Annotated in this window: 27 protein-coding genes; 10 read left to right on the top strand and 17 right to left on the bottom strand. The window is 70.8% G+C overall.

Annotation, left to right across the window (positions count from 1 at the left end; translation table 11 throughout):
- Positions 1–235: 235 nt before the first annotated feature.
- Positions 236–1,123 carry a MaoC family dehydratase gene (locus ACFVTC_RS30810; protein WP_390131768.1) on the top strand — a complete coding sequence of 296 codons (888 nt, stop codon included), beginning with the start codon at positions 236–238 and terminating at the stop codon, positions 1,121–1,123.
- On the opposite strand, the gene ACFVTC_RS30805 is transcribed toward ACFVTC_RS30810, so the two are convergent.
- The 6 genes from ACFVTC_RS30805 to ACFVTC_RS30780 form a co-directional block, all read right to left on the bottom strand.
- A complete protein-coding gene (locus tag ACFVTC_RS30805; protein WP_390131767.1) occupies positions 1,120–1,812 on the bottom strand; it encodes a TetR/AcrR family transcriptional regulator in 693 nt (230 codons plus the stop codon). The two genes, ACFVTC_RS30810 and ACFVTC_RS30805, sit on opposite strands and share 4 nt — an antisense overlap.
- 84 nt (positions 1,813–1,896) lie before the next feature.
- Complete coding sequence (locus ACFVTC_RS30800; protein ID WP_390131766.1) at positions 1,897–2,199, bottom strand: DUF4229 domain-containing protein; 303 nt, start codon at positions 2,197–2,199, stop codon at positions 1,897–1,899.
- Positions 2,200–2,294: 95 nt separating this feature from the next.
- Positions 2,295–2,834 carry a GNAT family N-acetyltransferase gene (locus ACFVTC_RS30795; protein ID WP_390131765.1) on the bottom strand — a complete coding sequence of 180 codons (540 nt, stop codon included), beginning with the start codon at positions 2,832–2,834 and terminating at the stop codon, positions 2,295–2,297.
- A gap of 86 nt (positions 2,835–2,920) precedes the next feature.
- Positions 2,921–4,084 carry an aminofutalosine synthase MqnE gene (gene mqnE / locus ACFVTC_RS30790; protein WP_390131764.1) on the bottom strand — a complete coding sequence of 388 codons (1,164 nt, stop codon included), beginning with the start codon at positions 4,082–4,084 and terminating at the stop codon, positions 2,921–2,923.
- A 192-nt stretch (positions 4,085–4,276) separates the two neighbouring features.
- Positions 4,277–5,446: a hypothetical protein gene (locus tag ACFVTC_RS30785; protein ID WP_390131763.1), complete on the bottom strand. Its 1,170-nt coding sequence runs from the start codon at positions 5,444–5,446 to the stop codon at positions 4,277–4,279.
- 93 nt (positions 5,447–5,539) lie between these two features.
- Positions 5,540–6,076, bottom strand: coding sequence for an RICIN domain-containing protein (locus tag ACFVTC_RS30780; RefSeq protein ID WP_390131762.1), 537 nt, complete (start codon positions 6,074–6,076; stop codon positions 5,540–5,542).
- On the opposite strand from ACFVTC_RS30780, the gene ACFVTC_RS30775 reads away from it, so the two are divergent.
- Complete coding sequence (locus ACFVTC_RS30775) at positions 6,063–6,602, top strand: DUF3515 family protein (RefSeq protein ID WP_390131761.1); 540 nt, start codon at positions 6,063–6,065, stop codon at positions 6,600–6,602. The genes ACFVTC_RS30780 and ACFVTC_RS30775 overlap by 14 nt on opposite strands.
- A 163-nt stretch (positions 6,603–6,765) precedes the next feature.
- Here ACFVTC_RS30775 and ACFVTC_RS30770 read toward each other — a convergent pair whose 3' ends face one another.
- Positions 6,766–7,323 carry a TlpA family protein disulfide reductase gene (locus tag ACFVTC_RS30770; RefSeq protein ID WP_390131760.1) on the bottom strand — a complete coding sequence of 186 codons (558 nt, stop codon included), beginning with the start codon at positions 7,321–7,323 and terminating at the stop codon, positions 6,766–6,768.
- A 282-nt stretch (positions 7,324–7,605) separates the two neighbouring features.
- On the opposite strand from ACFVTC_RS30770, the gene ACFVTC_RS30765 reads away from it, so the two are divergent.
- Positions 7,606–7,968: a LuxR C-terminal-related transcriptional regulator gene (locus tag ACFVTC_RS30765; RefSeq protein WP_390131759.1), complete on the top strand. Its 363-nt coding sequence runs from the start codon at positions 7,606–7,608 to the stop codon at positions 7,966–7,968.
- Positions 7,969–8,204: 236 nt separating this feature from the next.
- Here ACFVTC_RS30765 and ACFVTC_RS30760 read toward each other — a convergent pair whose 3' ends face one another.
- The 5 genes from ACFVTC_RS30760 to ACFVTC_RS30740 all read right to left on the bottom strand — a co-directional run bounded on the left by ACFVTC_RS30760 (position 8,205) and on the right by ACFVTC_RS30740 (position 12,452).
- A complete protein-coding gene (locus tag ACFVTC_RS30760) occupies positions 8,205–8,477 on the bottom strand; it encodes a hypothetical protein (protein ID WP_390131758.1) in 273 nt (90 codons plus the stop codon).
- A gap of 307 nt (positions 8,478–8,784) precedes the next feature.
- A complete protein-coding gene (locus ACFVTC_RS30755) occupies positions 8,785–9,240 on the bottom strand; it encodes an Lrp/AsnC family transcriptional regulator (protein WP_148009934.1) in 456 nt (151 codons plus the stop codon).
- 146 nt (positions 9,241–9,386) lie between these two features.
- Positions 9,387–10,070: a UbiX family flavin prenyltransferase gene (locus tag ACFVTC_RS30750; RefSeq protein ID WP_168529486.1), complete on the bottom strand. Its 684-nt coding sequence runs from the start codon at positions 10,068–10,070 to the stop codon at positions 9,387–9,389.
- Positions 10,071–10,101: 31 nt separating this feature from the next.
- Positions 10,102–11,004 carry a menaquinone biosynthesis prenyltransferase MqnP gene (gene mqnP, locus ACFVTC_RS30745; protein WP_390131757.1) on the bottom strand — a complete coding sequence of 301 codons (903 nt, stop codon included), beginning with the start codon at positions 11,002–11,004 and terminating at the stop codon, positions 10,102–10,104.
- Positions 11,001–12,452 carry a menaquinone biosynthesis decarboxylase gene (locus ACFVTC_RS30740; protein ID WP_390131756.1) on the bottom strand — a complete coding sequence of 484 codons (1,452 nt, stop codon included), beginning with the start codon at positions 12,450–12,452 and terminating at the stop codon, positions 11,001–11,003. Before ACFVTC_RS30740 ends, mqnP begins: the two co-directional genes overlap by 4 nt.
- Positions 12,453–12,638: 186 nt before the next feature.
- On the opposite strand from ACFVTC_RS30740, the gene ACFVTC_RS30735 reads away from it, so the two are divergent.
- From ACFVTC_RS30735 to ACFVTC_RS30705, 7 genes are all read left to right on the top strand, one after another.
- Positions 12,639–13,052 (top strand): PLD nuclease N-terminal domain-containing protein, encoded by a 414-nt coding sequence (locus tag ACFVTC_RS30735; protein WP_390131755.1) that lies wholly within the window; start codon positions 12,639–12,641, stop codon positions 13,050–13,052.
- 73 nt (positions 13,053–13,125) lie between these two features.
- Positions 13,126–13,785, top strand: coding sequence for a class I SAM-dependent DNA methyltransferase (locus ACFVTC_RS30730; protein WP_390131754.1), 660 nt, complete (start codon positions 13,126–13,128; stop codon positions 13,783–13,785).
- A 156-nt stretch (positions 13,786–13,941) separates the two neighbouring features.
- Positions 13,942–15,054, top strand: a complete 1,113-nt coding sequence (locus tag ACFVTC_RS30725) for an abortive phage infection protein (RefSeq protein ID WP_390131753.1) — start codon at positions 13,942–13,944, stop codon at positions 15,052–15,054.
- Positions 15,055–15,132: 78 nt separating this feature from the next.
- Positions 15,133–15,603 carry a nucleoside deaminase gene (locus ACFVTC_RS30720; protein WP_390131752.1) on the top strand — a complete coding sequence of 157 codons (471 nt, stop codon included), beginning with the start codon at positions 15,133–15,135 and terminating at the stop codon, positions 15,601–15,603.
- Positions 15,604–15,643: 40 nt separating this feature from the next.
- Complete coding sequence (locus ACFVTC_RS30715; RefSeq protein ID WP_390131852.1) at positions 15,644–16,615, top strand: isopenicillin N synthase family dioxygenase; 972 nt, start codon at positions 15,644–15,646, stop codon at positions 16,613–16,615.
- A gap of 141 nt (positions 16,616–16,756) precedes the next feature.
- Positions 16,757–18,862 (top strand): hypothetical protein, encoded by a 2,106-nt coding sequence (locus tag ACFVTC_RS30710; protein WP_390131751.1) that lies wholly within the window; start codon positions 16,757–16,759, stop codon positions 18,860–18,862.
- Positions 18,863–18,881: 19 nt separating this feature from the next.
- Positions 18,882–20,429 carry an ABC transporter substrate-binding protein gene (locus tag ACFVTC_RS30705; RefSeq protein WP_390131750.1) on the top strand — a complete coding sequence of 516 codons (1,548 nt, stop codon included), beginning with the start codon at positions 18,882–18,884 and terminating at the stop codon, positions 20,427–20,429.
- 14 nt (positions 20,430–20,443) lie between these two features.
- Here ACFVTC_RS30705 and ACFVTC_RS30700 read toward each other — a convergent pair whose 3' ends face one another.
- The 5 genes from ACFVTC_RS30700 to ACFVTC_RS30680 are packed head-to-tail and all read right to left on the bottom strand — an operon-like array spanning position 20,444 to position 25,270.
- Positions 20,444–20,866, bottom strand: a complete 423-nt coding sequence (locus tag ACFVTC_RS30700; RefSeq protein WP_390131749.1) for a hypothetical protein — start codon at positions 20,864–20,866, stop codon at positions 20,444–20,446.
- Positions 20,867–20,924: 58 nt separating this feature from the next.
- Positions 20,925–22,001 (bottom strand): c-type cytochrome biogenesis protein CcsB, encoded by a 1,077-nt coding sequence (gene ccsB / locus ACFVTC_RS30695; RefSeq protein ID WP_390131748.1) that lies wholly within the window; start codon positions 21,999–22,001, stop codon positions 20,925–20,927.
- Positions 21,998–23,869, bottom strand: a complete 1,872-nt coding sequence (locus tag ACFVTC_RS30690; protein WP_390131747.1) for a cytochrome c biogenesis protein ResB — start codon at positions 23,867–23,869, stop codon at positions 21,998–22,000. Before ACFVTC_RS30690 ends, ccsB begins: the two co-directional genes overlap by 4 nt.
- A gap of 3 nt (positions 23,870–23,872) precedes the next feature.
- A complete protein-coding gene (locus ACFVTC_RS30685) occupies positions 23,873–24,610 on the bottom strand; it encodes a cytochrome c biogenesis protein CcdA (protein ID WP_356801103.1) in 738 nt (245 codons plus the stop codon).
- A 36-nt stretch (positions 24,611–24,646) separates the two neighbouring features.
- Complete coding sequence (locus ACFVTC_RS30680; protein WP_390131746.1) at positions 24,647–25,270, bottom strand: TlpA family protein disulfide reductase; 624 nt, start codon at positions 25,268–25,270, stop codon at positions 24,647–24,649.
- Positions 25,271–25,301: the final 31 nt, after the last annotated feature.

The following is a 25,301-nucleotide window of genomic DNA, read 5'->3' as shown; positions in this document are numbered from 1 at the left end:
GCCGAAGCCTCATACGGGCCTGGAGGGTGGGGGGTTCATGCGAGGCAGGGGTGAGCGGGATCGTACGGGGCCGGGGTGTGGGGTTTGTGGGTGTTTGGGGCGGGCGAGGTGCGAGTTACCCGAGGTAGCCCTTTTCTTCGCACCCGGCGCCGGCCCGACCGGCCGATCCGTAACGTAGCCTTACCCTGGGTAACTTACTCTGGAGTAAACCTACGTCCCCGCTGGGAGTTGGACAATGGCCGACCGCCACCTGCCCTCCATGACCCCCCACCTCGTCCGCGGCGCGCTCCTCTCCCCCTTCAAGCACCCCCGCCCGGACGCCCCCGTCCCCCGGGACCACCTCGTCCGCCGAGACCTCCGCATCGACCTCGCCCATCTGGCCCGCTACGAACGCGTCTGCGGCTTCGGCACGGGTTCGGACGCGCTCCCGATCACGTATCCGCACGTCCTCGGCTTTCCGCTCGCCATGCGGGTCATGGCGAGCCGTCCCTTCCCGCTGCCGCTGCTCGGGCTGGTGCACACGTCGATCGAGATCAGGCAGCGGCGGGCGCCGGCCGCCGGCGAGACGTACGAACTCGCCGTGTACGCCGAGGGACTGGCACCGCACCGCCGCGGGACCGAGGCCCTCGTCGTGACCGAGGCGAGAGCGGGCGGCGAACTCGTGTGGGCGTCGAGAAGCAGGTACCTGGCACGGCACCGGACGACCGGGGACTCCCCCTCAGCGGCTCCGGAACCGGAACCTGCACCGTCCAGGAACGCGGGCACGGCGGGGAGCCCGTTGCCCGCCCTCGCCGAATGGCGTCTCGGCGGCGACGTCGGACGCCGCTACGGCGCCGTGTCGGGGGACCGCAACCCCATCCATCTGCACCCGTTCACCGCCCGTCTCTTCGGCTTCCCCCGGGCCATCGCGCACGGCATGTGGACCGTCGCCCGCTGCCTCGCGGAACGGGGGCCGCAGGGCCCGGTGTACGTACGCGCGGACTTCAAGGCCCCCGTCCTCCTGCCGGGCACCGTCACCTACGCCGCCGACGGCCCCGACTTCGAACTCCGCGCCCCGGGCGGCGGCCCGGTACGCCGGCACCTCACCGGGGAGGTGCACCCCGGAGACCCTGACCGGGTCTAGGGCCGGGCGGCGAGGTCCACGCCGGGCCGGGTCTGCTCCCGGTCGTCGAGCGGCGGCGGCGACCAGGGGCGGTCGTCCATGAGGTCACCCAGGCCCGCCCAGGCGAAGTTCATCAGGGTCGCCGCGGCCTGCTTCGCGGAGACGCCCGGCGTGGCGTTGGCCCACGCCGCCAGGGACTCAGCGGCACCGACGAGGGCCTCGGCGAGCCCGGCGACCTCGCGTGCGGGCAGGGACGGATCGCGATGCGCCTCGCGCGCGGCGACCACGATCAGCTGGGTGACGAACGCGACGATTTCCTCGCGCATCGCGGCGACCTCGGCCGCGAACGGCTCGCCGTGCGTGCGCGCCTGACGGTGCAGCACCGACCAGCCGTCGGGGTTCTGCGCCGTATGGGTGAAGAACGCCCGCAGGCCTTCCCACAGTTGGCGGTCGGCGGTCAGGCCGGGCCCGACGCCCGCGCGCACCGCCGCGGTCAGTGCCGCGGCCTCACGCCGGATGCAGGCGGTGAACAGGTCTTCCTTCGAGTTCAGGTACAGGTACACCAACGGCTTGGACACGCCGGCCAGATCGGCGATCTCGTCCATCGACGCGGCCCGGTATCCCCGCTGCCCGAAGGTCCGCACAGCGGCGTCCAGCATCTGCTGCTCACGCACCGCACGCGGCATCCGCTTGTTCTTCACAGCACCCATACGGGCAAGCGTACGATCGGCGGCCGCCGGAGCGGCACCGAGGAAGCCGGGGCCCCTGGCCGCGCGGCCGACGGTGCGGGGGTGTCAGGAGGGCTGGCTCTGCGTGCCGCGGGTGGCGTCGTCCACGTGGTCCTCCTGGCTGCGGTTCTGCTCCAGGTTGGCGCGGGCGCGGTCCACGCGCGCGACGACCTGGGCGGAGGCCCGGTCGCGCTCCTTGCGCAGCACGACGAAGCTGATCGGCGCGGAGATCACCAGGGCGAGCAGGACCACCCACATGTAGTTGGAGTCGCCAAGACCGCGCGGCGCGATGCCCGAGTGGACGAGGCCCCAGACGACCACGAGGCAGCCTGCGAAGATACCGAGGCGCATCAGCGTGTAGCGGCCCATGTCAATCCACTCTTCCGTTCCGAATCCGTTTCGAACGTTCCCAAAGGGCACCGTCCAGTGAAGCACGCCGGGAGTGCGGATCACTCAGGGGGGCCTCACTCGCCGCGTGGCAGGGGCAGCAGCATGCTGATGTCGTCCCGGTCGTCACCCGGTGCGACGCGTATCGCCTCGGGCACCCGGCCGACCTCCTTGTAGCCGCAGGAGGCGTAGAAGCGCTCCAGTCCCTCCCCGCCCCGGCAGGTGAGCCGGAGCGCGTCGAGGCCGAGGTCGCGGGCCTGCCGCTCGGCCTCCTGGAGCAGCTCGGCGCCGTACCCGCGGCCCTGGAGCGCGGGGTCGACCATGACGGTGTAGAGCCAGGCCCAGTGGCGCATCAGGGGGTGGTCGTTGAAGGCGAGGAAGGCGGTGGCGGCGAGCCGGCCGTCGGCGGTGAAGGCGGCGAGGAGCCGGGTGCGGCCCTCGGCCACGGCGCCGAGGTGGGCCTCGGCGCGGGGGCGTATGTCGGCGGGGGTCACCGGGGGCACGAACCCGACCGCGCCGCCCGCGTTGGTGACATCCGTCCAGAGCGTGAGCAACTGGTCGGGCAGGGCCGGGGTCGGCTTCGTGTCCTCGGTGAAGAGGGTGAACGTCAGTGGCACGGTCACCCAGGCTAGAACATCGAGGTCAGAGCCCCCTCAACCGCAGAGGTCGCCCCGTTGGACAGCGGCCGGCGCGCGCCGGTACGTCACACGCGCATCGCCTGCGGGGCCTCCCGGCGCGCCGGGTCCGGGCCGTCGTACTCGCGGATGATCTCGTAGCGGGTGTTGCGCTCCATGGGGCGGAAGCCGGCGTCGCGGATCAGGTCGAGCAGATCCTCGCGGGTCAGCTTGTTCGGGGTGCCGTAGTTGTCCGCGTCGTGCGTGATCTTGTACTCGACGACCGAGCCGTCCATGTCGTCCGCTCCGTGCTGGAGGGCGAGCTGCGCGGTCTGTACGCCGTGCATGACCCAGAAGACCTTGACGTGCGGGACGTTGTCGAACAGGAGACGGGAGACCGCGAAGGTCTTCAGCGCCTCGGCGCCGGTCGCCATCTGGGTGCGGGCCTGGAGCTTGTTGCGGACCTTGCCGTCCTTCATGTCCACGAAGTCGTGCTGGTAGCGCAGCGGGATGAAGACCTGGAAGCCGCCGGTCTCGTCCTGCAGCTCACGGAGCCTGAGGACGTGGTCGACGCGGTGGCGGGGCTCCTCGATGTGCCCGTACAGCATGGTGCACGGCGTCTTGAGGCCCTTGGAGTGCGCGAGGCGGTGGATGCGCGACCAGTCCTCCCAGTGGGTGCGGTGGTCGACGATGTGCTGCCGCACCTCCCAGTCGAAGATCTCCGCGCCACCGCCGGTCAGCGACTCGAGGCCCGCCTCGATCAGCTCGTCCAGGATGTCGGAGGCCGACATGCCCGAGATCGTCTCGAAGTGGTGGATCTCCGTCGCCGTGAACGCCTTCAGCGAGACGTTCGGCAGCGCCTTCTTCAGCTCGCTGAGGGAGCGCGGGTAGTAGCGCCACGGGAGATTCGGGTGCAGGCCGTTGACGATGTGCAGCTCGGTGAGGTTCTCGTTCTCCATCGCCTTGGCGAGGCGGACGGCCTCCTCGATACGCATCGTGTACGCGTCCTTCTCGCCCGGCTTGCGCTGGAACGAGCAGTAGGCGCACGACGCGGTGCACACGTTCGTCATGTTGAGGTGACGGTTGACGTTGAAGTGGACGACGTCGCCGTTCTTCCGCGTGCGCACCTCGTGGGCGAGCCCGCCCAGCCAGGCCAGATCGTCCGACTCGTAGAGCGCGATGCCGTCCTCACGGGTCAGCCGCTCACCGGCCCGGACCTTGTCCTCCAGCTCGCGCTTGAGCCCGACATCCATGCTCACACCTTTCTCCGACAGACCCCCCAACCGTACGCCCAGGCAGGTCGCCGCCGGTTCACGGCCCCGGCGGAGGGGACCGGCGGGCGTGCGGGAGGGGGCGCGCCGGGTGGAGGCCCTGCCACCGTCACTCCGGGTGGGCGGGGGCCGGCCGGATCCTGTCCCCGGTGGCCCCGTCACCTCACGGCGGGGTCAGAACCTGCCGTAGTAGCCGGTCAGGTCGGCCTCCGGGCAGGCGACCGAACCGATCAGGCACGCGGTGCTGGCGTACCTCCGCGTGACGACGTTGCTGACCCTCCCGCCGTCGTAGATGTAGATGTAGGTGTTCGGGTACAGCCGGTGCTTGCCGGAGCGAATGGCGTAGTTGCCGCTCGTGGCCAGGTTCATCGTCAGGGCCCCGTCCGCGGCGCCCTTGACTCCGCCCAGGCCCCCGCAGAACGGGTTCGTGGCGTGCACGACCATCCGCACGTCCACGGTCCTGCTGCTCGACCCCAGCTTCTTGGCATAGGTGTTCCGGGCGCTGGCGGTCTTCTGGGCGACGAGCCTGCCGGTCCTCTTCAGGTACACGTGACTGGCCTGTATGTGTTTGTTCGCCACGACCTTCTTGGTGCTCCACGTGACGGTCGCATTCAGGGCGAAGCGGTACTTGTCCGACTTCCAGTTGAAGTCGGAGTGCCCGTCGCCGCCGAACTGGTAGTTCGTGCCGTAGTCACAGCCCGCCGGGGGAGCGTCGACCTTCTTCTGCGGAATGAAGCCCAACCAGGTCACCGTGGACGTCCTGGCCACGGCCGCGGCCGTCGCCCGCTCGGCCGCCTGCGCGCGCAGCCCCGTCAGCGAGCCGGAGGCCGGCACGGACACCCGCACGCCGTACAGCCGGGCCTGCGGGGCGCCGCCCTCGGGCAGCACCGGCACGACCTGGTAGTGGTACCCGGCGCCCGGCTTCACGTTCGTGTCGCGGAAGGAGGTGACGCCCGCGGCCAGGGCGGCCACGTTCCTGCCGTCCCGGGTGATGACGTAGCGGGCACCCCGCTCATAGCCCTTCCAGGACAGTGTCACGAAGTCCTTGCCGGCCGCCGAGGTGATGCCCTCCTGGGCGAGAGAGGTGTCGACGACCGCCGTCTCTCCCGAGGCGGCCCGCAGGACACCGAAGCCCTGCGCCTGAAGCGTCCTGCCCACCGCGCTCTTCGCGCTGACGCCGGACACGTCGCTCAGCGAGTCGGAGGACAGCGCGGACAGGGAGAACGCCGTAGCGCCCGGCCGCGGGTCCTGTCCGGCGGAGGCGGACGAGTCGAGCCCGGTGGCGACCAGCATGAGGGGGGCCACCGTCAGCATTGCCGTCTTCACGGAACGCGAGAGATACATCAGCTTTTCCCTTTCGTCATTTTCTGTGCCGCCGACCGCGGCCGTCTCGCCCTGCCGACGGGCCCACGAGGGTGGCGCCCGACGCCTTCACGGTCAGGACAGGCCCCATTCCTGCTGCTTGCGCTTCGCGGAGCTGTACTTGTCGATGACGGGGTAGGTGTTGGCGTCGCTGCTCTTCGCAGTGATCACCTTGTTCGCCTGCTTGCTGATGATCCGGCTGCTGCCCAGGACCCACTGCTGGCTCTTGGCGGAGGCGTTGCAGGGGTGCTGGGTGACGCGCGTGCCGGCCGCGCTGCTCCTGATGCCGAGGCACTTGCCGGACTTCTTGTTCTTGATGGTGTAGACGCCGCTGGAATTGCCCTTCAGGGTCCACTTCTGCGTGGAGTCCGCGTTGCACTTCTGAAGGGTGAGTTGGGCACCGGTTCCGGTGCTCCCCTTCATGGAGAGGCAGCGGCCGGTGGGACCCCAGACCTTTTCGAGGCGGACGTCGGTGTAGGTGGCGGCGGACCTGAAGGCCGCAGGTTCCGCGCTGGTGGCCGCGGCCGTGGCGGCGGTGGCGGGGGCTACGGTGGCTGCGGCGGCGGCTACGGCCGCTCCGGCGACGACAAGGCCGCGAATGGCATCGCGCATGATGCTTTCTCCTTTTGCGAAAGGGCTGTTGGTGTTGAACGGTTGGTCCCGAAGGTCCTGGGCTTCTGCTGGTCTGGCCCTCGCGGCGCTGGTGGCAGGGGGAGTTCTGGTCGCACGTGAGGTGACTTCGCCGGTGTTCGCCCTTGAACAGGGCCCGTTGGCGGACACGCCGGAGTGCGCGCGGATCGCCGGGAACTATCCGTCGAGCCTGGCCGGCAACGAGCGCGACCGGGTCTCGTACGAGGGGCTCGCCGCGTGGGGCCGAGGGGCGGTGGAGTTGCGGTGCGGCCTGTATCCGCCGGCACCGACCACTGACATGTGTGTGACCGTCGACGGTGTGGACTGGGTGCTGGAAGAGGCTCAGTCCCGGGACGGGCGGAAGTACTTGGTCACCTACGGAAGGCGGCCGGCGGTGGAGGTGTCGATCTCCGACGACGTACCGGAGACCGACGTCGTACTGGTCGAGATGAGCCGCCTCGTCGCCCCGGTGAAGCAGAACGCGAGGTGCATCGCTCCGGACGCCTGAGGGATCGCACGCCGCCCCCCTCCCGCCGTCGACTCACCTTGCCCGGAGGCCCGTTCGGCTTCCGGTGTGATCGAAAGTAGCGCTGTCCGGGCGGCGCGCGCGACGTCCGTAAGGGAGGTGTCCCAGAGGGAACTGCCCCTCCGGGAGGTGGCCTTCGGTGAGGTCAGCGCGCCGATTCGCGCAACAGCGGAGCGGTGACGCGGCGCACGTCGGCTTCCGTGAGGGTGCTGACATAGGTGGCGGCGATCCTGCCCCGGCGGTCGATGAAGAGCGTGAACGGCAGGGCTTGGTACACATAGCCCTTGGGCAACCGGGACAACTGCCGGTGGCCGGGGTCGTGGAGGCTGGGATAGCTGAGACGGTGCTCGTGCTGGAAGGCGCGGCCGGCACTCCTGGCCGCGTCGGTGCTGACTCCCAGCACCTGGACCCCCCGTGCTTTCAAGTGCTCCTGCGCGCGGGAGAGTTCGGGTGACTCGGCGCGACAGGGGCCGCACCAGGAGGCCCAGACGTTGAGCACGACGACCTTGCCCCGGTAGTCGGCGAGGTGAACAGGCGGGCCGTCGAGGGTGGCACCGCTGAGATCGGGCGCCGAGCGGCGGTCGGCCGCCGGAATGCTGTCGAGCGTGGAGGCGGGGGAACCGCCGGACTGGCGCTGTGGGGCGCAGGCCGTGAGGGCGAGCAGGATCAGGGCCAGAACCATCGATCGGCGGGGGTACTCCATGGTCATGAGTATTCCAACGCCTCCCGACGGGGCGGCGCTTGGGGCGCCGACGCGCGTGGCCCCGCTTTCGGCACGGCTGTCAGAACTCCGATCACGCACAACAAGTTTATGAATCAAAGAAGTTGGCGGAAATGATTTCTTCGGAGGGTTCCCTTGAGGCACCCGAAGGAGTCGCCATTTTCTGACGTGCCCGTGTCAGTGCCCGGTGCTACGTTGACAGAGATCACCGCAGCAACCAGGGCACGGGGCTCTGCTGGAAACGCGGGATCAGGAAGGACCGAAATGTTTGAGCGGTCCTACGCGCACCACACGAATGACCCGGCATGTCCTTACCAGTGGTCCGAGAGCGATCCGGGCTCGGGCTCATGGGCAGCGAGGCTGGAGAGGCTGACGGGGCGGGAGAAGGAAGTCCTGCTGCTGCTCGGCACGGGGCTGGGCAACCGCCAGCTGGCGCGCGAGCTGAGCATCGCGGAGCGGACGGTGAAGGCACACATCGCTCGGATCATAGGGAAGCTGGAACAGGAGACGCGGTTGCAGGCAGCCATGCTGTCGGTGCTCGCCCACGGCCTGCTGTGCTCTCATCCGGGCTGCGCGCAGGACGATGGCATGACGCCGCGGGGACGACGCGATACCTGTGCCGCGTAGGGCTCGGGGGCTGGTTCGTCCGCGGCCGGGTGTCCGGTAGCCGGTCCGGGCCGGACAACTCCCCCGGAAAGTCCGGGAATTCGCAACGGACAGGTTCCGCCGCGCACCGACCCGGTGTCGCGGGCCGACTCGGGCCCTGCCGCTTCGCCCCGCCGACCGTCAGGACAGCGGGGCGAAGCGCTGCGCTCCCACGCCACGGGCCACGTCGAGGCCGGCTCCCCGCCGTACGCAGGCGGTCAGGAGGCGTAGGCGATGATGGCGAGGACCGGGTACAGCACACCCACGGATCCGGTGGCGAGCCCGATGAGGCTCCGGCCCCGGTGGGAACCGCGGGTCAGACCGAGGATGCCGAAGGTGACGGCGAGGCTGCCGGCCAGGAGCGGGATCGCGATTCCGACGAAGCCGGAGAGCGCCACGGCGATCAGGGCGACGATGCCGAGACCGAGCGACACCGGCCCGTACAGGGCCGCGGGGCTGTCGGCAGAGGTGGTACCGGTTCCAGTGGCCATGTCGGCTTCCTTGCTGTCGGGCGCCGGAGTCTCCGACGCGCAGGTACGAAGATCCTGCACGCCCCATCATGGCACTCCCGGAAATCCGACAGGCCCCAACCCCGGACGCCCGCGCGATCCGACGGGCTCACCAGGAGCCGGGAACCGGTACGGGCAGGGGAAGCGATGCGCGGGCGCGACCACTTGGCCGACGCCCGCAGGGGAACCCCGGGGCCACGACGTACCACCGGCGGGTGCGGGGACCATGGACGGCACGAGCAGCACCGGGTCGGCCGCGAGGCGTCCCCGGCGACCGCGGAACCGGGTCCTACTCCTCCTCGGGCAGCTCCCCCACCCGGTTCTCCCACTTCGTCGAGAGCACGATCGTCGTACGGGTCCTGGAGACGCCCTTCGTTCCCGACAGCCGCCGGATGGTCTTCTCCAGGCCGTCCACGTCGCTCGCCCGCACCTTGAGCATGAACGAGTCGTCGCCCGCGATGAACCAGCAGTCCTCGATCTCGCCGAGGTCCCGCATGCGGTGGGCGACGTCCTCGTGGTCGGCCGCGTCGGACAGGGAGATGCCGATCAGGGCGGTGACGCCGAGACCGAGCGAGGCGGAGTCGACGGTGGCGCGGTACCCGGTGATGACCCCGGCCGCCTCCAACCGGTTGATGCGGTCGGTGACGCTGGGCCCCGACAGACCGACGAGGCGCCCCAGCTCGGCGTAGGAGGCTCTGCCGTTCTCTCTCAGGGCCTGGATGAGCTGCCTGTCCACCGCGTCCATGCGATCGCTAGCCTTCCGCTGAAGTGTGTGAGTCCTGAAGTGTGCGAGTCCGCTGAGTCGTGCGAGGTCGTTCGGTCGTGTCGAGGTGGTGCTGACGCGGTACCGAGGCGGTACCGGGTGCTGCCGGGAGGTACCGCCGCCGGTGCTCAGGTCGCCCGGGAGCCCCCGCCGAGTTCGCCCTCCCACCGGCGGTACAGCCGGTGTTCGACGCCCGCCGCGTCCAGCACCCGCCCGGCGACGAAGTCCACCAGGTCCTGGATGTGCGTGGCGCCCGCGTAGAAGGCCGGCGAGGCGGGCAGTACGGTCGCGCCCGCGTCGTCCAGGGAGACCAGGTGCCGCAGCGTCTGCCCGTTCAGCGGGGTCTCGCGTACGGCTACGACCAGCCTGCGCCCCTCCTTCAGCGTCACGCTCGCGGCGCGCTGCAGGAGGTCCTTCGACAGGCCGAGGGCGACCCCCGCCACACACGCCGTCGAGGCTGGCACGATGAGCATGCCCTTGGAGGGGTACGAACCAGAGGAAGGTCCCGCCGCCAGGTCGCCCGCGCTCCAGTGCCGCACGGCGTCGAGGTGCCCCTCGAAGGCGTCGAAGGTGCCGGGCTTGCCGTCCGCGCCCCGCGCCAGCCATTCCCGCAGGTCGTCCCGCCAGTGCGCGTCGCGGAAGGAGAGCCCGGTCTCGTCGAGGAGCGTGAGCCGAGAGGCCCTGCTGACGACCAGGTCCACGCTCTCGCCCGCCGCCAGCAGCGCACGCAGCACGGCAGCGGCGTACGGCGTACCGGACGCGCCGGACACCCCCACGATCCAAGGCCGGCGCTGCGTCTGTCCTGGCTTCATGGTGTCGAGGGTATCCGGCGACTGTCGGGATTCAGACCGTGAGCCCGCGGACCAGCAGATCGAGCAGGGCGCACACGAACAGAGCGATGCCGATGAACCCGTTGACGCTGAAGAACGCGCGGTTCAGCCGGGACAGGTCGTGCGGCTTGACGATGCTGTGCTCGTAGAGGAAAGCACCCGCGACGATCACCAGGCCGAACCAGAAGAAGGCACCGGCGCCGGTGGCGAGGGCGTACCAGACGAAGAGCGCCGTGGTGACGGCGTGGCAGACCCTGGCCCCCCGGACGGCGGCGGGGATGCCGAAGCGCGCGGGCACGGACATGACGCCGACCTCGCGGTCCGTCTCGACGTCCTGGCAGGCGTAGATCAGGTCGAAGCCGCCGATCCAGACGCCGACCGCGAGTCCCAGGATCACCGCGTTCCAGGACCACTCGCCGGTGATCGCGAGCCAGCCGCCGACCGGCCCCATCGCCTGCGCGAGACCCAGGATGGCCTGCGGGAAGTTGGTGAACCGCTTGCCGTACGGGTACACCACCATCGGGATCACGGCGATGGGCGCGAGCGCCAGGCAGAGCGGGTTCAGCAGGGCCGCCGCGCCCAGGAAGAAGACCAGGGCGACCAGCGCGCCGGTCCAGGCGTGCTTCACGCTCATCGCGCCGGTGACCAGCTCGCGGTGGGCGGTGCGCGGGTTGCGGGCGTCGATCTCGCGGTCGATGATCCGGTTCGCCGCCATCGCGAAGGTGCGCAGCCCGACCATCGCGACGGTCACCAGGAACAGCCGTCCCCAGTGGATGTTCCCGTCCAGTTCGTACATCGCGGTGAGCGCGGCGATGTACGCGAAGGGCAGCGCGAACACCGAGTGCTCGATCATGACGAGGCGCAGGAACGCCTTGGTGCGGCCCGGCTGCGGGAGCGCCGCGGAAGCTGAACTCACAGCCCGTACTCCTTCCAGCGGCGGTCGACCGTCGCTGCCGTCTGTGGGTCGGACAGCACCATCTCGGGCCAGCCGCCGTCCCGGGTGTAGCCCTCCTCGGGCCATTTCCTCGTCGCGTCGATACCCGCCTTGCCGCCCCAGAACTGCTGGTAGGAAGCGTGGTCGAGGTGATCGACGGGACCCTCCACGACCGTGAGGTCACGGGAGTAGTCGGTGTTGCCCAGGGCCCGCCAGGCGACTTCGTGCAGGTCGTGGACGTCGCAGTCCGAGTCGACGACCACGATGAGCTTCGTGAGGGACATCATGTGGGCGCCCCAGACGGCATGCATCACCTTCTGGGCATGTTTGGGGTATTTCTTGTCGATCGCGACGATCGCACAGTTGTGGAAGCCGCCCGCCTCGGGCAGGTGGTAGTCCACGATGTCCGGCACGATGATCTTCAGCAGGGGCAGGAAGAAGCGCTCGGTGGCCCGGCCCAGCGGGCCGTCCTCGGTCGGCGGCCGGCCCACGACGATGGACTGGAGCAGCGGCCGCTTCCGCATGGTCACGCAGTCGATGGTCAGCGCCGGGAAGGGCTCCTGCGGCGTGTAGAACCCGGTGTGGTCGCCGAACGGCCCCTCGGGCAGCATCTCGCCCGGCTCCAGCCACCCCTCCAGGACCACCTCGGCCTGCGCGGGTACCTGGAGCGGGACGGTCTTGCAGTCCACCATCTCGATCCGCTTGCCCTGGATGAACCCGGCGAAGAGGTACTCGTCGATGTCACCGGGCAGCGGGGCGGTGGAGGCGTACGTCACGGCGGGGGGACAGCCGAAGGCGATCGCGACGGGCAGCCGCTCCCCCCTGCGTGCCGCGACCTGGTAGTGGTTCCGGCTGTCCTTGTGGATCTGCCAGTGCATACCGATGGTGCGCTTGTCGTGGCGCTGCAGACGGTAGAGCCCCAGGTTGCGGATGCCGCTCTCGGGGTCCTTGGTGTGGGTCAGCCCGAGGTTGAAGAAGGAGCCGCCGTCCTGGGGCCAGGTGAAGAGGGCGGGCAGCGCGTCGAGATCGACGTCGTCGCCGCGCAGGACGACCTCCTGCACCGGCGCTTCCTTGACCTTCTTCGGCGGTACGTGGGCCATCGCGCCGAGTTTCCCGAAGGCCTCGCGCACCCCCACGAATCCGTGCGGCAGCTCGGGCCTGAGCAGTCCGCCGATCTTGTCGGAGATCTCGCCGTACGACTTCAGCCCGAGGGCCTTCAGCAGGCGCCGGTCGGTCCCGAAGACGTTCATGGCGAGCGGCATGGCCGAACCGCGCACGTTCTCGAAGAGCAGCGCGGGGCCGCCGGCCTTCTGGACACGGTCGACGATCTCCCCCACCTCCAGGTAGGGGTCCACCTCGGCCTTGATGCGCTTGAGGTCACCCTCGCGCTCCAGTGCCCGCAGCAGGGAGCGAAGATCGTCGTAAGCCATGCGTTCCAGTATCGCCGAGGCCCACTGGGCGGCTGCGTGCGCCCCACCGTCGCCGGGCGGGCGGAGGCCGCCCCGTCCGGCGGTCGGGGCCGGTCCGGTTCGCCGCGGTGGGGCCAACCGCTACCCTGGCCGCGTCATCGGGGCCCTGTGCCGCCCCGCCGTCGCTCACTGGGGGACCGTTCGGCCATGCTCAGGTATCTGCCCTTCCTGCTGGTCCTGGCGCTGTGGATCTACGCCTTCATCGACTGTCTGAACACGCCCGAGGAAGAGGTCCGCGGTCTGCCGAAGGTGGTGTGGGTGATCATCATCCTGCTCTTCGGCGAGGTTCTGGTCGGACCGGTGGCCTGGCTCGTCGCGGGCCGCACGCGCCGCGGTGGCCCGGCGGGCGCCGCGGCCACCGGATGGCGCCGCGACCAGGGCGCGTCGTACGTCGCCCCCGACGACAACCCGGAGTTCCTCGACTCGCTCAGGACCGGAAAGGCCGCCGAGCGGCCGGACGGTGACGAGGCACTCCTGAAGGACTGGGAGGCCGACCTGCAGCGCCGCGAGGAGGAGCTGCGGCGCAGGGAGCAGCAGAGCAAGTCCGACGACGAGTCCTGAGCCGGGCGAACGCCCCTGCGGGAGCCCGCCGCCGGCGACGCGTTGTCGGTGCCGAGGGCTAGGGTTCGCCGCCATGACCTCTCGCCCGGACGCCGTCAGGGCGTCGTACGACACCGTCGCCGACGACTACGCCGAGCTGCTCGGAACGGAGTTGGCGGGCAAGCCGTTCGACCGGGCCGTGCTCGGGGCCTTCGCGGAGATGGTGAAGGGCGGCGGGGGCGGGGTGGTCGCGGATCTCGGGTGCGGGCCGGGGCGGGTGACCACGTATCTGGACGGGCTCGGGCTGCACGCGTACGGGATCGATCTGTCGCCGGGGATGGTGGCCGTGGCCCGCCGCAGCCACCCGGAGCTGCGGTTCGAGGTGGGGACCATGGCCGCCCTCGACATCGCGGACGGCGCACTCGCCGGAGCACTGGCCTGGTACTCCACCGTGCACACGCCACTGGAGGAACTCCCCGTGCTGTTCCGGGAGTTCCATCGCGTACTGGCTCCCGGCGGCCATCTCCTCCTCGCCTACAAGGTGGGGGACGAGCGGGTGCACCTGGACCACGCGTACGGGCACGACCTCGACCTCGACGTCCACCGCTTCCCGCCCGAGCGTGTCGCGGAACTGCTGCGCGCGGCCGGGCTGGTCGAGGTCGCGCGTCTCGTCCGCGAGGCCGACGCGCGGGAGAACACGCCCCAGGCGTTCGTACTGGCCCGCAGCGAGCGTGAGGTGAGAGGGCGGGTGTAGCCGGTACGCCCCGGCGCGCCGTCCGTGTGGTGCGCCGATCGTCTGCGCGCCCCGCTGTGGCTCATCCCTTCGGCCACCGTCCGTAGACAATCGGCGGACGGCGCGGTGGCGGGTCGCTTCCCAGACTGGGTCGGGACGACGACACGGGGAGGCGCGATGCAGGGGATCAGCCGGGCACGGTTCCTGGGGATGGCCGCGGCGGGGACGGCGGCGGCGGTGCTGCCCGCGGGGCGGGCCGGGGCGACGGCCGGCCGGCGTGGGCTGACCTATCGGGGCGCGGTGTACGAGGTGGCGGACGGAGAGACGCCCGGCACGGGGTGGAGCGCCCGGCGTATGCGCGGCGATGTGCGCGCCCTCGCGCACGACCTGCACGCCAACTCCGTGAAGGTCACCGGCGCCAGCGTCGAACGGCTCGCCGCCACGGCCGCCGAGGCGGCGGAGCGGGGCCTGCACGTGTGGCTCGAACCGACCCTGGGCGACGTGCCCGAGCGGGACATCCTCGACCACCTCGCCGAGACGGGCCGGTGCGCGGAGCGGCTGCGGCGGCAAGGGGCCGGGGTGCACCTCAGCGTGGGGTGTGAGTTCGTGCTGTACGTGCCCGGGATCGTGCCCGGCGCCAACGCCCGGGAACGCGTGGAGAACCTCCTCAACGGCACGTTCGACCCCGTGACGGCGGCGCGGCGTCTGCACCGCTTCACGGCGCGGGCGGCGGGCGTGGGCCGCTCCGTCTTCCGCGGGCGGCTGACGTACGCCGCCGCTCAGGACGAGGACGTCGACTGGGGTCTCTTCGATCTCGTCGGCATCGACTACTACGGGTTCTTCCGGCACCGGGACGCCTATGTCCGCGATCTCGCCCGGTACACCCGGTTCGGGAAGCCCGTCGCCGTCATGGAGTTCGGCTGCTGCACCTTCGAGGGCGCCCCGAAGCGCGGCGGCATGGGCTGGGACGTCGTCGACTACGGCAAGGAACCGCCGGAGATCGAGGAGGGCGTCGTCCGCAGCGAGCGCGCGCAGGCCGCGTATCTGACGGCGGTGCTGTCGGTCTTCGAGTCGATGGGCCTGTACTCGGCGATGGCGTACACCTTCGTCACCCCGGACGCCCCGCACCGCCCCCGCGATCCGCGCCACGACCTCGACACGGCGAGCTACTCCCTCGTCAAGGTGGTCGAGGACCGTCGGCCCGGCGCTCCGGAGGCCGCCGGATGGCACTGGGAGCCGAAGGAGTCCTTCCGCGCGCCGGCCCGGCAGTACGCGCGCCACTGCCGCTGACGGTCCGTCCGGGTCCGGCTCGCGGGGAGAGGGCCTTCGCTCGTTGCCCTCGCGTCCCGGCCACAGGAGAGTGGACTCATGGAGCGCATCGATCAGGCAGTCGACCCGGCACGGGCCCGCGCGTGGCTCGCCACCGCCGTCGAGGAGGCACGCGCCGGGCTCGCGGAGGGCGGCATCCCCATCGGCGCCGCGCTGTACGGCGCCGACGGCAGCCTCCTCGGGCGCGGCCACAACCGGCGCGTCCAGGACGGCGACCCGTCCATGCACGCGGAGACCGCGGCCTTCCGTGCCGCCGGACGGCGGCGGACCTACCGCGGTACGACCATGGTGACCACCCTGTCGCCGTGCTGGTACTGCAGTGGTCTGGTCCGCCAGTTCGGCATCTCCCGGGTCGTGATCGGGGAGGCCGGGACCTTCCACGGCGGCCACGACTGGCTGGCCGGGCACGGTGTGGAGATCGTCCGGCTGGACGATCCCGAGTGCGCGGCCATGATGCGCGACTTCGTCGAGAAGAACCCGGCCCTGTGGAACGAGGACATCGGTGAGTGAGGCGCGTGAGGTGAGTGATCCCCGGTTCCCCCGCCGGGCGGTGTCCCCTGCCCGCCCCCGTATCCCGACCGTCGACCTGCGCCCGTGGCTGTCCGGAGACCGGGCGACCCGCGCGCGGATCGCCCGTACCGTCGACGACGCCCTGCGGACCGCGGGCTTCCTCCTCGTCACCGGCCACGGCGTCGACCCGTCCCTGCGCGCCCGGATCCGGGCGGCGGCGCGCGCCTTCTTCGTCCTGCCCGTGGAGACGAAACAGCCGTACGCCGCCCGGGTCGGCGGACGCGGCTGGCTCGGTCCGGGCGCCGAGGCCAACGGGTACTCCGAGGGCACCGAGACCCCGCCGGACCTCAAGGAGTCGCTGACCTTCGCGACGCACGAACCGTTCGAGGACCCGCGGACCAACGCGGAGTGGTACGCGCCCAACGTGTGGCCGGCACAAGCCCCCGGGCTGCGGGAGCTGTGCGGGGAGTACCTGGCCCGGATGGGCGAACTGGAGAACCACCTCCTCGCCCTCCTCGGCGAGGCGCTCGGCCTGGAACCGGACTTCTTCACCCGGCACATGGACCACCCGACCTACGGCTTCAACATCAACTGGTATCCGGGGACGGAGGTCGTGGGCGCGCCCGAGCCGGGCCAGTTCCGCATCGGCCCGCACACCGACTTCGGTACCGTCACCCTGCTCGACCGGCAGGCGGGCAAGGGCGGGCTGCAGGTCTTCACGGACGAGGACGGCTGGCGGGACGCGCCCTTCGATCCCGCTGCGTTCACCGTCAACATCGGTGATCTGATGGCCCGTTGGACCGGCGACCGGTGGCGTTCCGGGCGGCACCGGGTACTGCCGCCCCCCGTGGACGCGCCCGCCGAGGAGCTGATGTCGCTGGTCTACTTCGGCGAGTGCACGCCGGGAACGGTGGTGGAGTCCGTACCGCCTCCGGTGGGGCGCGTCACGTACCCGCCGGTCGACTCCCACGCGTACCTGCGGGACAAGCTCGATTCGATCACTGTGGGCTAGCCGCCGGAAAGGATGCGGAAGAATTCCGTAACCAAACGGACATCACGCACCCTAGTCCGAAGCAACTCCCCCTTTTTACACTGGTATTGATACACCTCACAGCAGCACAGGCAGGACCGGACCGCGCCAGGGGGAGATGCGGTGCACAGAGGGCTGCACGGACGCGGGGCGTTGTTCGACACCGACCCGCCCGGTCTCGCTTCACGTCTCGTCGGGCTGCGCCCGTACCAACTGCGCGCGGCCGCCGTCGAACATGCGAAGGAACTGCCCTTCGTGGTGTTCACGGGTGGCCGGGGCCTGGGCAGGAGCGCGGTGCTGCGCGAACTGCGGGACGCCTACCGCGGCCATACGCCGGTCGCGCTCGTCGACGGCGAGGACCGCCAGTTCACCGCTCCCCCGCCGGAGCGGCCCGCGGAGTCCTGGTCACCGGTCGGACAGGCGCTCACCACGATCGCCGAGCAGCTCGCCGAGCCGGTGACCGGCGCCGGGCGGATCGGCTTCCCGCGGCTGGCCTCCGGGCTGCTGGCGGTGGCGGCGGGCGGCTGGAGCGACCGCGACGTGCCGCGCATCCGGCAGGAGGCGGAGCGCATCCTGCTCCTGAACGAGACGGGCTCACTGCTGTCGGGCTTCGCGGGCCGCTGGGTGAGCAAGGTCGTCGCCAAGCTCATCGCCTCGATGAGCAGCACGGGCCCGGTGGTGGAGCCGATCATCGAGGCGACCCTGGAGGCCTTCGCCGAGGGGATCGCCCCCACCCACCGCAGACTGCGCAGGGCCGCCACCTGGTACCGCGACTATCCGAACGCGGGCGGCAACGCCAAGCTCGGACTGATCCTGCTCTCCGCCCACTTCCGCGCCGGCGGCGACTCGCGCACGCACGCCGAACGCCATCTCGTCCGGGCCCTGCTGGCCGATCTCGACGACGCGTACGCGGGGGTCATGCAGCGCTCGCACCGGCTGGGCCGCCCGGTCGTACTGATCGACAACCTGCGGGAGCCGGCCGGCCTCGGCCTGCTGGAACCCGTGCTGCGCGACCGCGCCGACGGCATCGCCGACCAGGTCGTCTTCTTCGCCGCCCTGCGCGGGGACACCCACCCGGCGCTGCGCAACGCGGGCCGGCGCGCCCTCCCCGAGGTGATCCGGCACACCGGCTGGGAGCCGGGCACCTCGCCGTCCTCACGGGCCCTTCTCCTCAAGCTGCCGCCGCTGACCCCGGACGACACCCTGCACCTGCTGGGCGGCACCGCCCAGGGCCTGGACGTGCCGCCGCACCTCCCGCACGCGACCCACCGGCTGACCGGCGGCAGCCCGCTCGGCGTGACCCTGCTCGCGGAGTCCGCCCGGCAGAACCTGCCCCGCGGAGCCGCCTCGCTGGGGCCGTTGCTCACCGCGGACGTCGTCGTCCACGAGGACCACGACGGCCGCCCCACGTATCTGGAACTGCTGGACCGGCTGGTGCCCGGCGGCCGGCTCGACGAGCTGACCGTGCTCGCCGCCGCCCACGACCGCGACTCGGCGTGCGCCCTCGCGGAGGTCCAGCTCCCGGACGACTTCGGCGCTTCGGGCGTCCTCGACCTGGAGGAGAGGCTGGCGCGGGAGGGTCTGCCCACGGTCGCCGGGCAGTTCGTGGGCGATCCGTTCCTGCGCGCGCTGCTCCTGCTGCGCCTGCACCACGGCGACCCGGACCACGAGCGGTGGCGGGCCGTGCACCGCACTCTCGTCGACCACTACGGCGACGGGGAACTCCCCGACCGGGACCGCTACCGGCTGCACCACGAACTCGCCCTGGGCAAAGCGGACTTCGCGGTGGCGCACCTGCGCGACACTTTCCCGCGCACCGACACCGCGAGCTGGCTCGCGACGCTGCTCTTCATCGCGTCCGCGCCGTACTACCACGCGCACGGCCCGGACGGCCGGGACGCCGACGACCCCGTCGGCCACGACGACCGGGCGTCGATCGCGCTCGGTCGCACGGACGCGGCCCAGCGGCCGCCGGACAGCGTGGACGCCGTACTGCATCTGCGGGTACGACGGCTGCTGCACGCCGTCTGGCAGCTGACCGATCCGCTGGTGCTGCCGGACCCGAAGGTGGGCGAACGGCTCCGCTTCGAACTGGAGCAGCTGTCGAACCTGCGGCCCGCGGGCAACCCGCTGCTGTGGCGGGCCTCGCGGGAGTGGCCGTCGCACGCGCTGGCCGGACGCCCTCTGCGCGTCCCCGACGACGACGAGAACGGGACCGGGGGGCAGTGATGACAGGGGACGGGGACCGATGACGGCGCGTTGGTGGCGGTGGCTGCGCGAGGACGTCTGGGAGATCCGCTTCCGCCGGTATGTGGCGCTGGCCCTGGCCGCCGTCCTCGCGGGCCTCGGCATCTGGGGCGGCATGACGGCCACCAAGGAGAATCGGTCCTGCGCACCGGGCGTCGTCCAGCCCGAGGGCAGCGGCGAATGCGTGGGCGTCTCGTGGTCCACGTACGCCTTCGGCCGGCCGCGGTTCGCCGACACCGTACGGGCGATCCACCGGGAGAACGCCCGCCTGAAGCCGGGCAGTTACGTCACCGTCGCCCTGCTGGAGCCGTTCACCGCGACCGACGCCGACAACCTGGCCGACGTGCTGCACGAACTCCAGGGCGCCTACCTGGCCCAGTACCAGGCCAACCACGACACGACCGGACTGAAGCCGAAGATCCGCCTGGTGCTGGCCAACCCCGGTTCCACCGGCACGTACTGGCAGTACACGGTCGACCGGCTGGAGCGCATGGCGAAGGGACCCGACCGACTGCGCGCGGTGACCGGGGTCGGACAGAGCACCGACAACAACAAGAAGGCCGTCGCGGAGCTGACCGCCCGGGGCATCCCGGTGATAGGGAGCTCGATCACCGCCGACGACCTCGCCAACGGGCAGCACGGCAAGGACCCCTTCCCCGGCCTCGCCCGCGTCTCCCCCACCAACACGGACGAGGCCCGCGCCCTCGCCTCGTTCGCCAAGGTCTCGGCCGTCAACGCCTTCCTGGTCTACGACCGGACGGGCGACCCGTACACGCGCACCCTGCAGGGATCCTTCGAGAAGATGCTCAAGGGCTCGCGCTACGAGGCCCAGCCCTTCACGCCGCCCGCCGACCGCAGCAAGGAAGGCAGCACCTCCAACGTCTTCGCGCAGATCACCAACATCCTGTGCAACACGCCGCCCGGCACCGACACCATCCTCTTCGCCGGGCGCCACACCCAACTGCGCCAGTTCATCAACACGCTGGGCCAGCGCGGCTGCCACGACCGCCGGTTCACCGTGCTCACCGGCGACGAGGGGTCGTACCTCGCCGGCGACAGGGACCTCGACCCGGCTGCCCTCAAGGACCCGCTGCTGACCGTGCGCTACACGGCGCTCGCCCACCCGGACGCCTGGCTGAAGGACTCGGCGAGGACCGGGGGCGGCGCGGCCGACGCGAGGACGCTCCGGGCCCTGCTGGCCGGCGCCGCGAAGGAGCCGGTCGGTCCGGTCGGCCCGATCGCCCTGGACGACGGCCAGCTGATCATCGCCTACGACGCCATGCGGCTCGCCGTGCGAGGCATCCGCGGGGCGTCGCCGACCGGGAGGATCCCGGCCCTGGCGGACGTGGGGCTCCAGTGGCCGCAGGTCAAGGGAAGGGAGCTGCGGGTGAACGGGGCGAGCGGGTGGATCTGTCTGGACGCCCACGGCAATCCGTACGACAAGGCCGTACCGATCGTGCAGCTGACCCCCGAGTCCCGCGCCCGCTTCGTGAAGATCGCCTGGCCGGAGGGGAAGCCGCCGGCGAAGGAGTGCCTGCCGCCGTCGTAGCGCCGTCCCGCGCTCTAGGGCATGTTGCGAAAGTCCGTCAGCAGGGTCAGCAGCCGTTCGAAGCGGATTCGCCAGGGGCCGGGCGCGTAGTCGCCCTCGTACTCGTGGGTGAACCGGACGGTGGTGCCGGAGCCGGTGTGGTCCGGCGGCGCGGGCTCCAGGTGGAACCGGACCCGGCCGCGGCTCTCCATCGTGTACTCGGCGACCCGCTCGACGTCCCAGGCGGTGATCCGGCCGGTGCCCAGTCCGCGCAGGTCGACCGCCCCGCCGAGGCGCGGCTCGAACACCTCCGCACGCGCCAGCCACCCCACGAGTCCCTCGGGGGTGGCCATCGCCGCCCAGACCTCGTCCACAGGCTGGGGAACACGCAGCAGCCAGTGCCGTACGTGCGTGTCCCCCCGGGTCTCGACGGCTCCCTCTTCGATGGTTCCGGTCATGACACCAGCGTGGCCCGGGGCGGAGGGTTCCGCACCCGTGGTCACGCCGGTGCGGACGTCAGACCCCGGCGTAGGAGTGCTTGCCGGAGACGAAGATGTTGACGCCGTAGTAGTTGAAGAGGAAACACGCGAAGGCGATGAGCGCGATGTACGCGGCCTTGCGTCCCTTCCAGCCGGCCGTGGCACGGGCGTGCAGATAGCAGGCGTAGGCGACCCAGGTGATGAACGCCCAGGTCTCCTTCGGGTCCCAGCCCCAGTAGCGGCCCCACGCGTCGCCGGCCCAGATCGCGCCCGCGATGATCGTGAAGGTCCACAGCGGGAAGACGGCGGCGTTGACCCGGTAGGAGAACTTGTCGAGGGAGGCCGAGGAGGGCAGCCGCTCCATGACGGAGGTGGCGAAGCTCCCCGGCCTGCCACCGCCCGCCAGCTTGTTCTCGTAGGAGTCCTTGAAGAGGTACAGCAGAGTGCCGACCGCGCCCACGTAGAAGATCGCGCCGCAGAGGATCGCGGTCGAGACGTGGATGTAGAGCCAGTACGAGTGGAGTGCGGGAACCAGCTGGTCGCTGGCGGTGTACAGCACCGTGACGGCGAGACCGAGGTCGAGCAGGACCGTCGTGACCAGCGGCAGGCCCAGCCAGCGGATGTCCTTCCTCGCCAGCAGGAACGCCAGGTACACGGTCACGGCGACGGTCGAGAAGGTGACGCTGAACTCGTACATGTTGCCCCACGGCGCACGCTGCACCGACAGGGCGCGGGCCACCACGCCGGCCGTCTCGACGGCCCAGGCGACCACGGTGAGGGACACCGCGATACGGCCGTACAGGTCTCCCTGTTCGTCCCCGCCGTGCGCCCCCGGACCGTCGGGCACGTCACGGGCGCCGGCCGCGGACCGGGTGACGACCTGCGGCCGCTCCAGGACGGCGGTACCGCCCGCCGACTTCACGGTGACCGCGGGAGCCGCCGCCCCGGTGCCGGCGGTGAGCGCGGCCGCCGTGCGGGCGACCTTGCTGCGGCTGCCGAAGATCCACTCGGCGATGTACGCGAAGAAGGCCAGGGTGTAGACGGCCATCGAGGAGTAGACCAGCGTGTTGCTGATGTTGGCGAGGTGTTCGTTGGTTGCGGTGGCGAGAGTCACTGCTTCTCAGCCCCTTCGGCGGCAGGTACGGCGTGAGGGTCGGGGTCGGTGGTGTCCGAATCGGCGTCCGGCTCGGCTGCGGGGTCCGTCCCGGCGTCGGGGTCCGTCCCCGCGTCGGGTTCGTCGGTCTTGGTGGGTGCCTGTTCGTGCACGAGCGCGGCCAGGTCGCCGAGCTCCTCGGGGAGCTTCGCGGACTCGCTGCGGCCCAGGCCCGCCATCTCCACGACGGTCACACCGTCCGCGCCCGTGGTGGCGCGCACCCAGACCCGGCGGCGCTGGATGAAGAGGGAACCGGCGAGGCCGAAGATCGCCGTGAAGGCTCCGGCGAGCGCCCAGTCACTGCCGGGCTGCTGGGTGACCTGGAAGTTCGCCCACTGCTTGACGCCCTTGTCGAAGGTGATCGAGCCGGCACCGTCAGGCAGCTTCATGGTCTCGCCGGGCAGCAGACGCGCCGCGAGAATATCGCCCTTCGCGTCCTTGAACTGCTTCATCTTGGACTTGTCGAGCTGGTACACGTTCTGCGGGATGCCCGCGTCGACCCCCAGGCTGCCGTGGTATCCGGTCAGCGCGAGCACGGGGAAGTCGAGCGCGGGGAACTGCGAGAACATCGTGCCCTTGCCCGCGCCCGCGAAGGTCGGCACGAAGACGGCGGAGAAGCCGAGCTGCTCGGGCTGCCCCCGCCCGTTCCGGTAGCCGTCCATGACCTTGATCGCGCCCTGCGAGGTGACGTTCGGGTCGAGCGGCAGCATCGGCACGGCGTCGTGGAAGACGACGTCGCCCTTGCCGTTGCGGACCGTGACGACCGGCGCGTAGCCGTGGGCGGTGAGGTAGACCTTCGAGTCGCCGATCCTCAGCGGCTCGTTGACCTTGACGAGGGTCTTCCGGTCCTTGCCGTAGGCGCCCACGCTGTAGGTGACGGCCGCCTGGTACGTCCGCGGGGTGCCCTTGTTGGGACCGGTCCGCTCGTAGGTGCCCGTGAACTTCTTCAGGTCGAAGCTGAACGGCGTGAGGTCGTCGCTGCCGAAGAGGTTGCCCGACTTGAAGTCGTCGTACTGCGAGAGCGTGTTGGAGAAGCCGTCGCCCTCGACGATCAGCTTGTTGCCCTCGGACTTGAAGAGCTGGCCCCAGGCGAAGGCGACGAGCATCACGACGAGCGCGATGTGGAAGAGCAGGTTGCCGGTCTCGCGGAGGTAGCCCTTCTCGGCGGCGACGGCGTCCTTCTCGACGTGCGCCCGGAAACGGCGCCGCCCGAGCACCTCGAGCGCGGCCGCGCGGACCTGCTCCGGCTCGGCGGCGGTGCGCCAGGTCGCGTACGCGGGCAGCCGGTCCAGCCGCTTCGGCGCGCCCGGCGGACGGCCGCGCAGCTGCCCCACGAACCCCCAGGTGCGGGGCACGATGCAGCCGATGAGCGAGACGAAGAGCAGGATGTAGATGGCCGAGAACCACACCGAGCTGTAGACGTGGAAGAGGCCCAACCGGTCGTAGACCGGACCGAGGATCGAGTGCGCGTCCTTGAAGTCGGCCACCTTCTGCGCGTCGGTCCCGGACTGCGGGATCAGCGACCCGGGGATCGCGCCGAGCGACAGCAGGAAGAGCAGGATCAGCGCGACCCGCATCGAGGTCAGCTGCCGCCAGAACCAGCGCGCCCAGCCGACGGCCTCACGACCGGTCCATGCCAGCGCCCCGGCGGGGCCGGGCGCCCGCATCCCGCCGAACGAACCGGGCACGGCCGTGTCGACGGGAGCCGTGGACAACTGGGATCCGGCCTCGCCGAGTTCGCCGTCGGCGCTCACTCCGATGTGCCGCTTGGCGGCCGCCGGTTCGGCCGCCGTCCTACCGGTTCCGTCGTCGGTGTCGGTCGTGCTCATCGATCAGATCCCTACCGTGAAGCCGTTGGACCACGTCTGCATCTCCTGCACCAGACTGTCCCAGGCACCCGTCAGCAGGAGCACACCGGTCACGATCATCATGGTGCCGCCGATGCGCATGACCCAGACATAGTGGCGCTTGACCCAGCCGAAGGCGCCGAGCGCCTTGCGGAAGGCGACGGCGGCGAGCACGAAGGGCACGCCGAGTCCGAGGCAGTACGCGACGGTCAGTATGGCCCCGCGGCCCGCGCTCGCCTCGTTGGAGGAGAGCGCCAGCACGGAGGCGAGGGTCGGGCCGATGCAGGGCGTCCAGCCGATCCCGAACAGCGCGCCGAGAAGGGGCGCCCCGACCAGACCCGCCACCGGCCGCCTGTGGAAGCGGAACTCGCGCTGGGTCAGCCAGGGCATCATCCCCATGAAGAAGACGCCCATCAGGATCATGAGCACGCCGAGCACCTTGGACAGAGCGCCCTGCTGCTCGTAGAGCGTCGACCCGAAGTACCCGAACAGTGCCCCGCCGGAGACGAACACGGCGGTGAAGCCGAGTACGAACAGGCTCGCGCCCGCGACCATCCGCCCCCGTCTGGCCTCCGCCAGATCGGTACCGGTGACACCGGTGACGTACGACAGATAGCCCGGTACGAGCGGCAGCACGCACGGTGAGAAGAAGGAGACGAGCCCGCCGAGCACGGCGACGGGCAGGGCGAGCAGCAGGGCCCCGCTGTAGACGGTGCCGTTCATTCCGTCGGCGGAGGCGGCGAGAAGGGACACGTCAGGTCACTTCTCCGCGATGATCGGGTCGAGCAGCTCGCGCAGCTTGTCCTCGCTGAGGGCCTGAAGCGTCCGCGCCGCGACCTTCCCGTCCCGGTCGATGACGAGCGTGGAGGGAATCGTCTGCGGGTTGAGCGTGCCCTTCTTGAAGCGGAGCATCAGCTTGCCCGTCGGGTCGTAGAGGCTGGGGTACGTGACCCCGAACTCCTTCTCGAACGCGCGGGCGAGCGAGGCCTCGGAGTCCCGGGTGTTGATACCGACGAACTGCACGCCCTTCGCCTCGGTGTCCTTGGCGACCTTGACGAAGTTCGGGGCCTCGGCACGGCACGGCGGGCACCAGGAACCCCACACGTTCAGGACGACGATCTTGCCCTTGTAGTCCGCGACGTCGAGCTTCCTGCCGTCGACGGTCGCGCCGGAGAGGTCTGGGGCGTCGACCCGTGACCCCTTCGCGACGGTGGAGATGCCGTCCTTGCCCGCGACGAAGTTGGTGTTGCCCGAGCCCCCGGAGGTCCCCCCGGACCCGCACGCGGACAGGACGAGCATGGCGGCGGCGGCCCCGGCGGTGAGCAGGGCGACGCGGCTACGGGTGCGGTTCGAGCGTGGTTCGGCGCGACAGGCGGCACTCATGTGAAAAGTTTCGCATGCCCGTTTCGGGGAT

Origin of the sequence: Streptomyces sp. NPDC057950 (assembly GCF_042887295.1) — a bacterium.
Taxonomy (GTDB): Bacteria; Actinomycetota; Actinomycetes; order Streptomycetales; family Streptomycetaceae; genus Streptomyces; species Streptomyces kaempferi.
The sequence above is the reverse complement of the archived record's forward strand: the minus strand, read 5'-3'. Positions and strand labels throughout refer to the sequence as shown.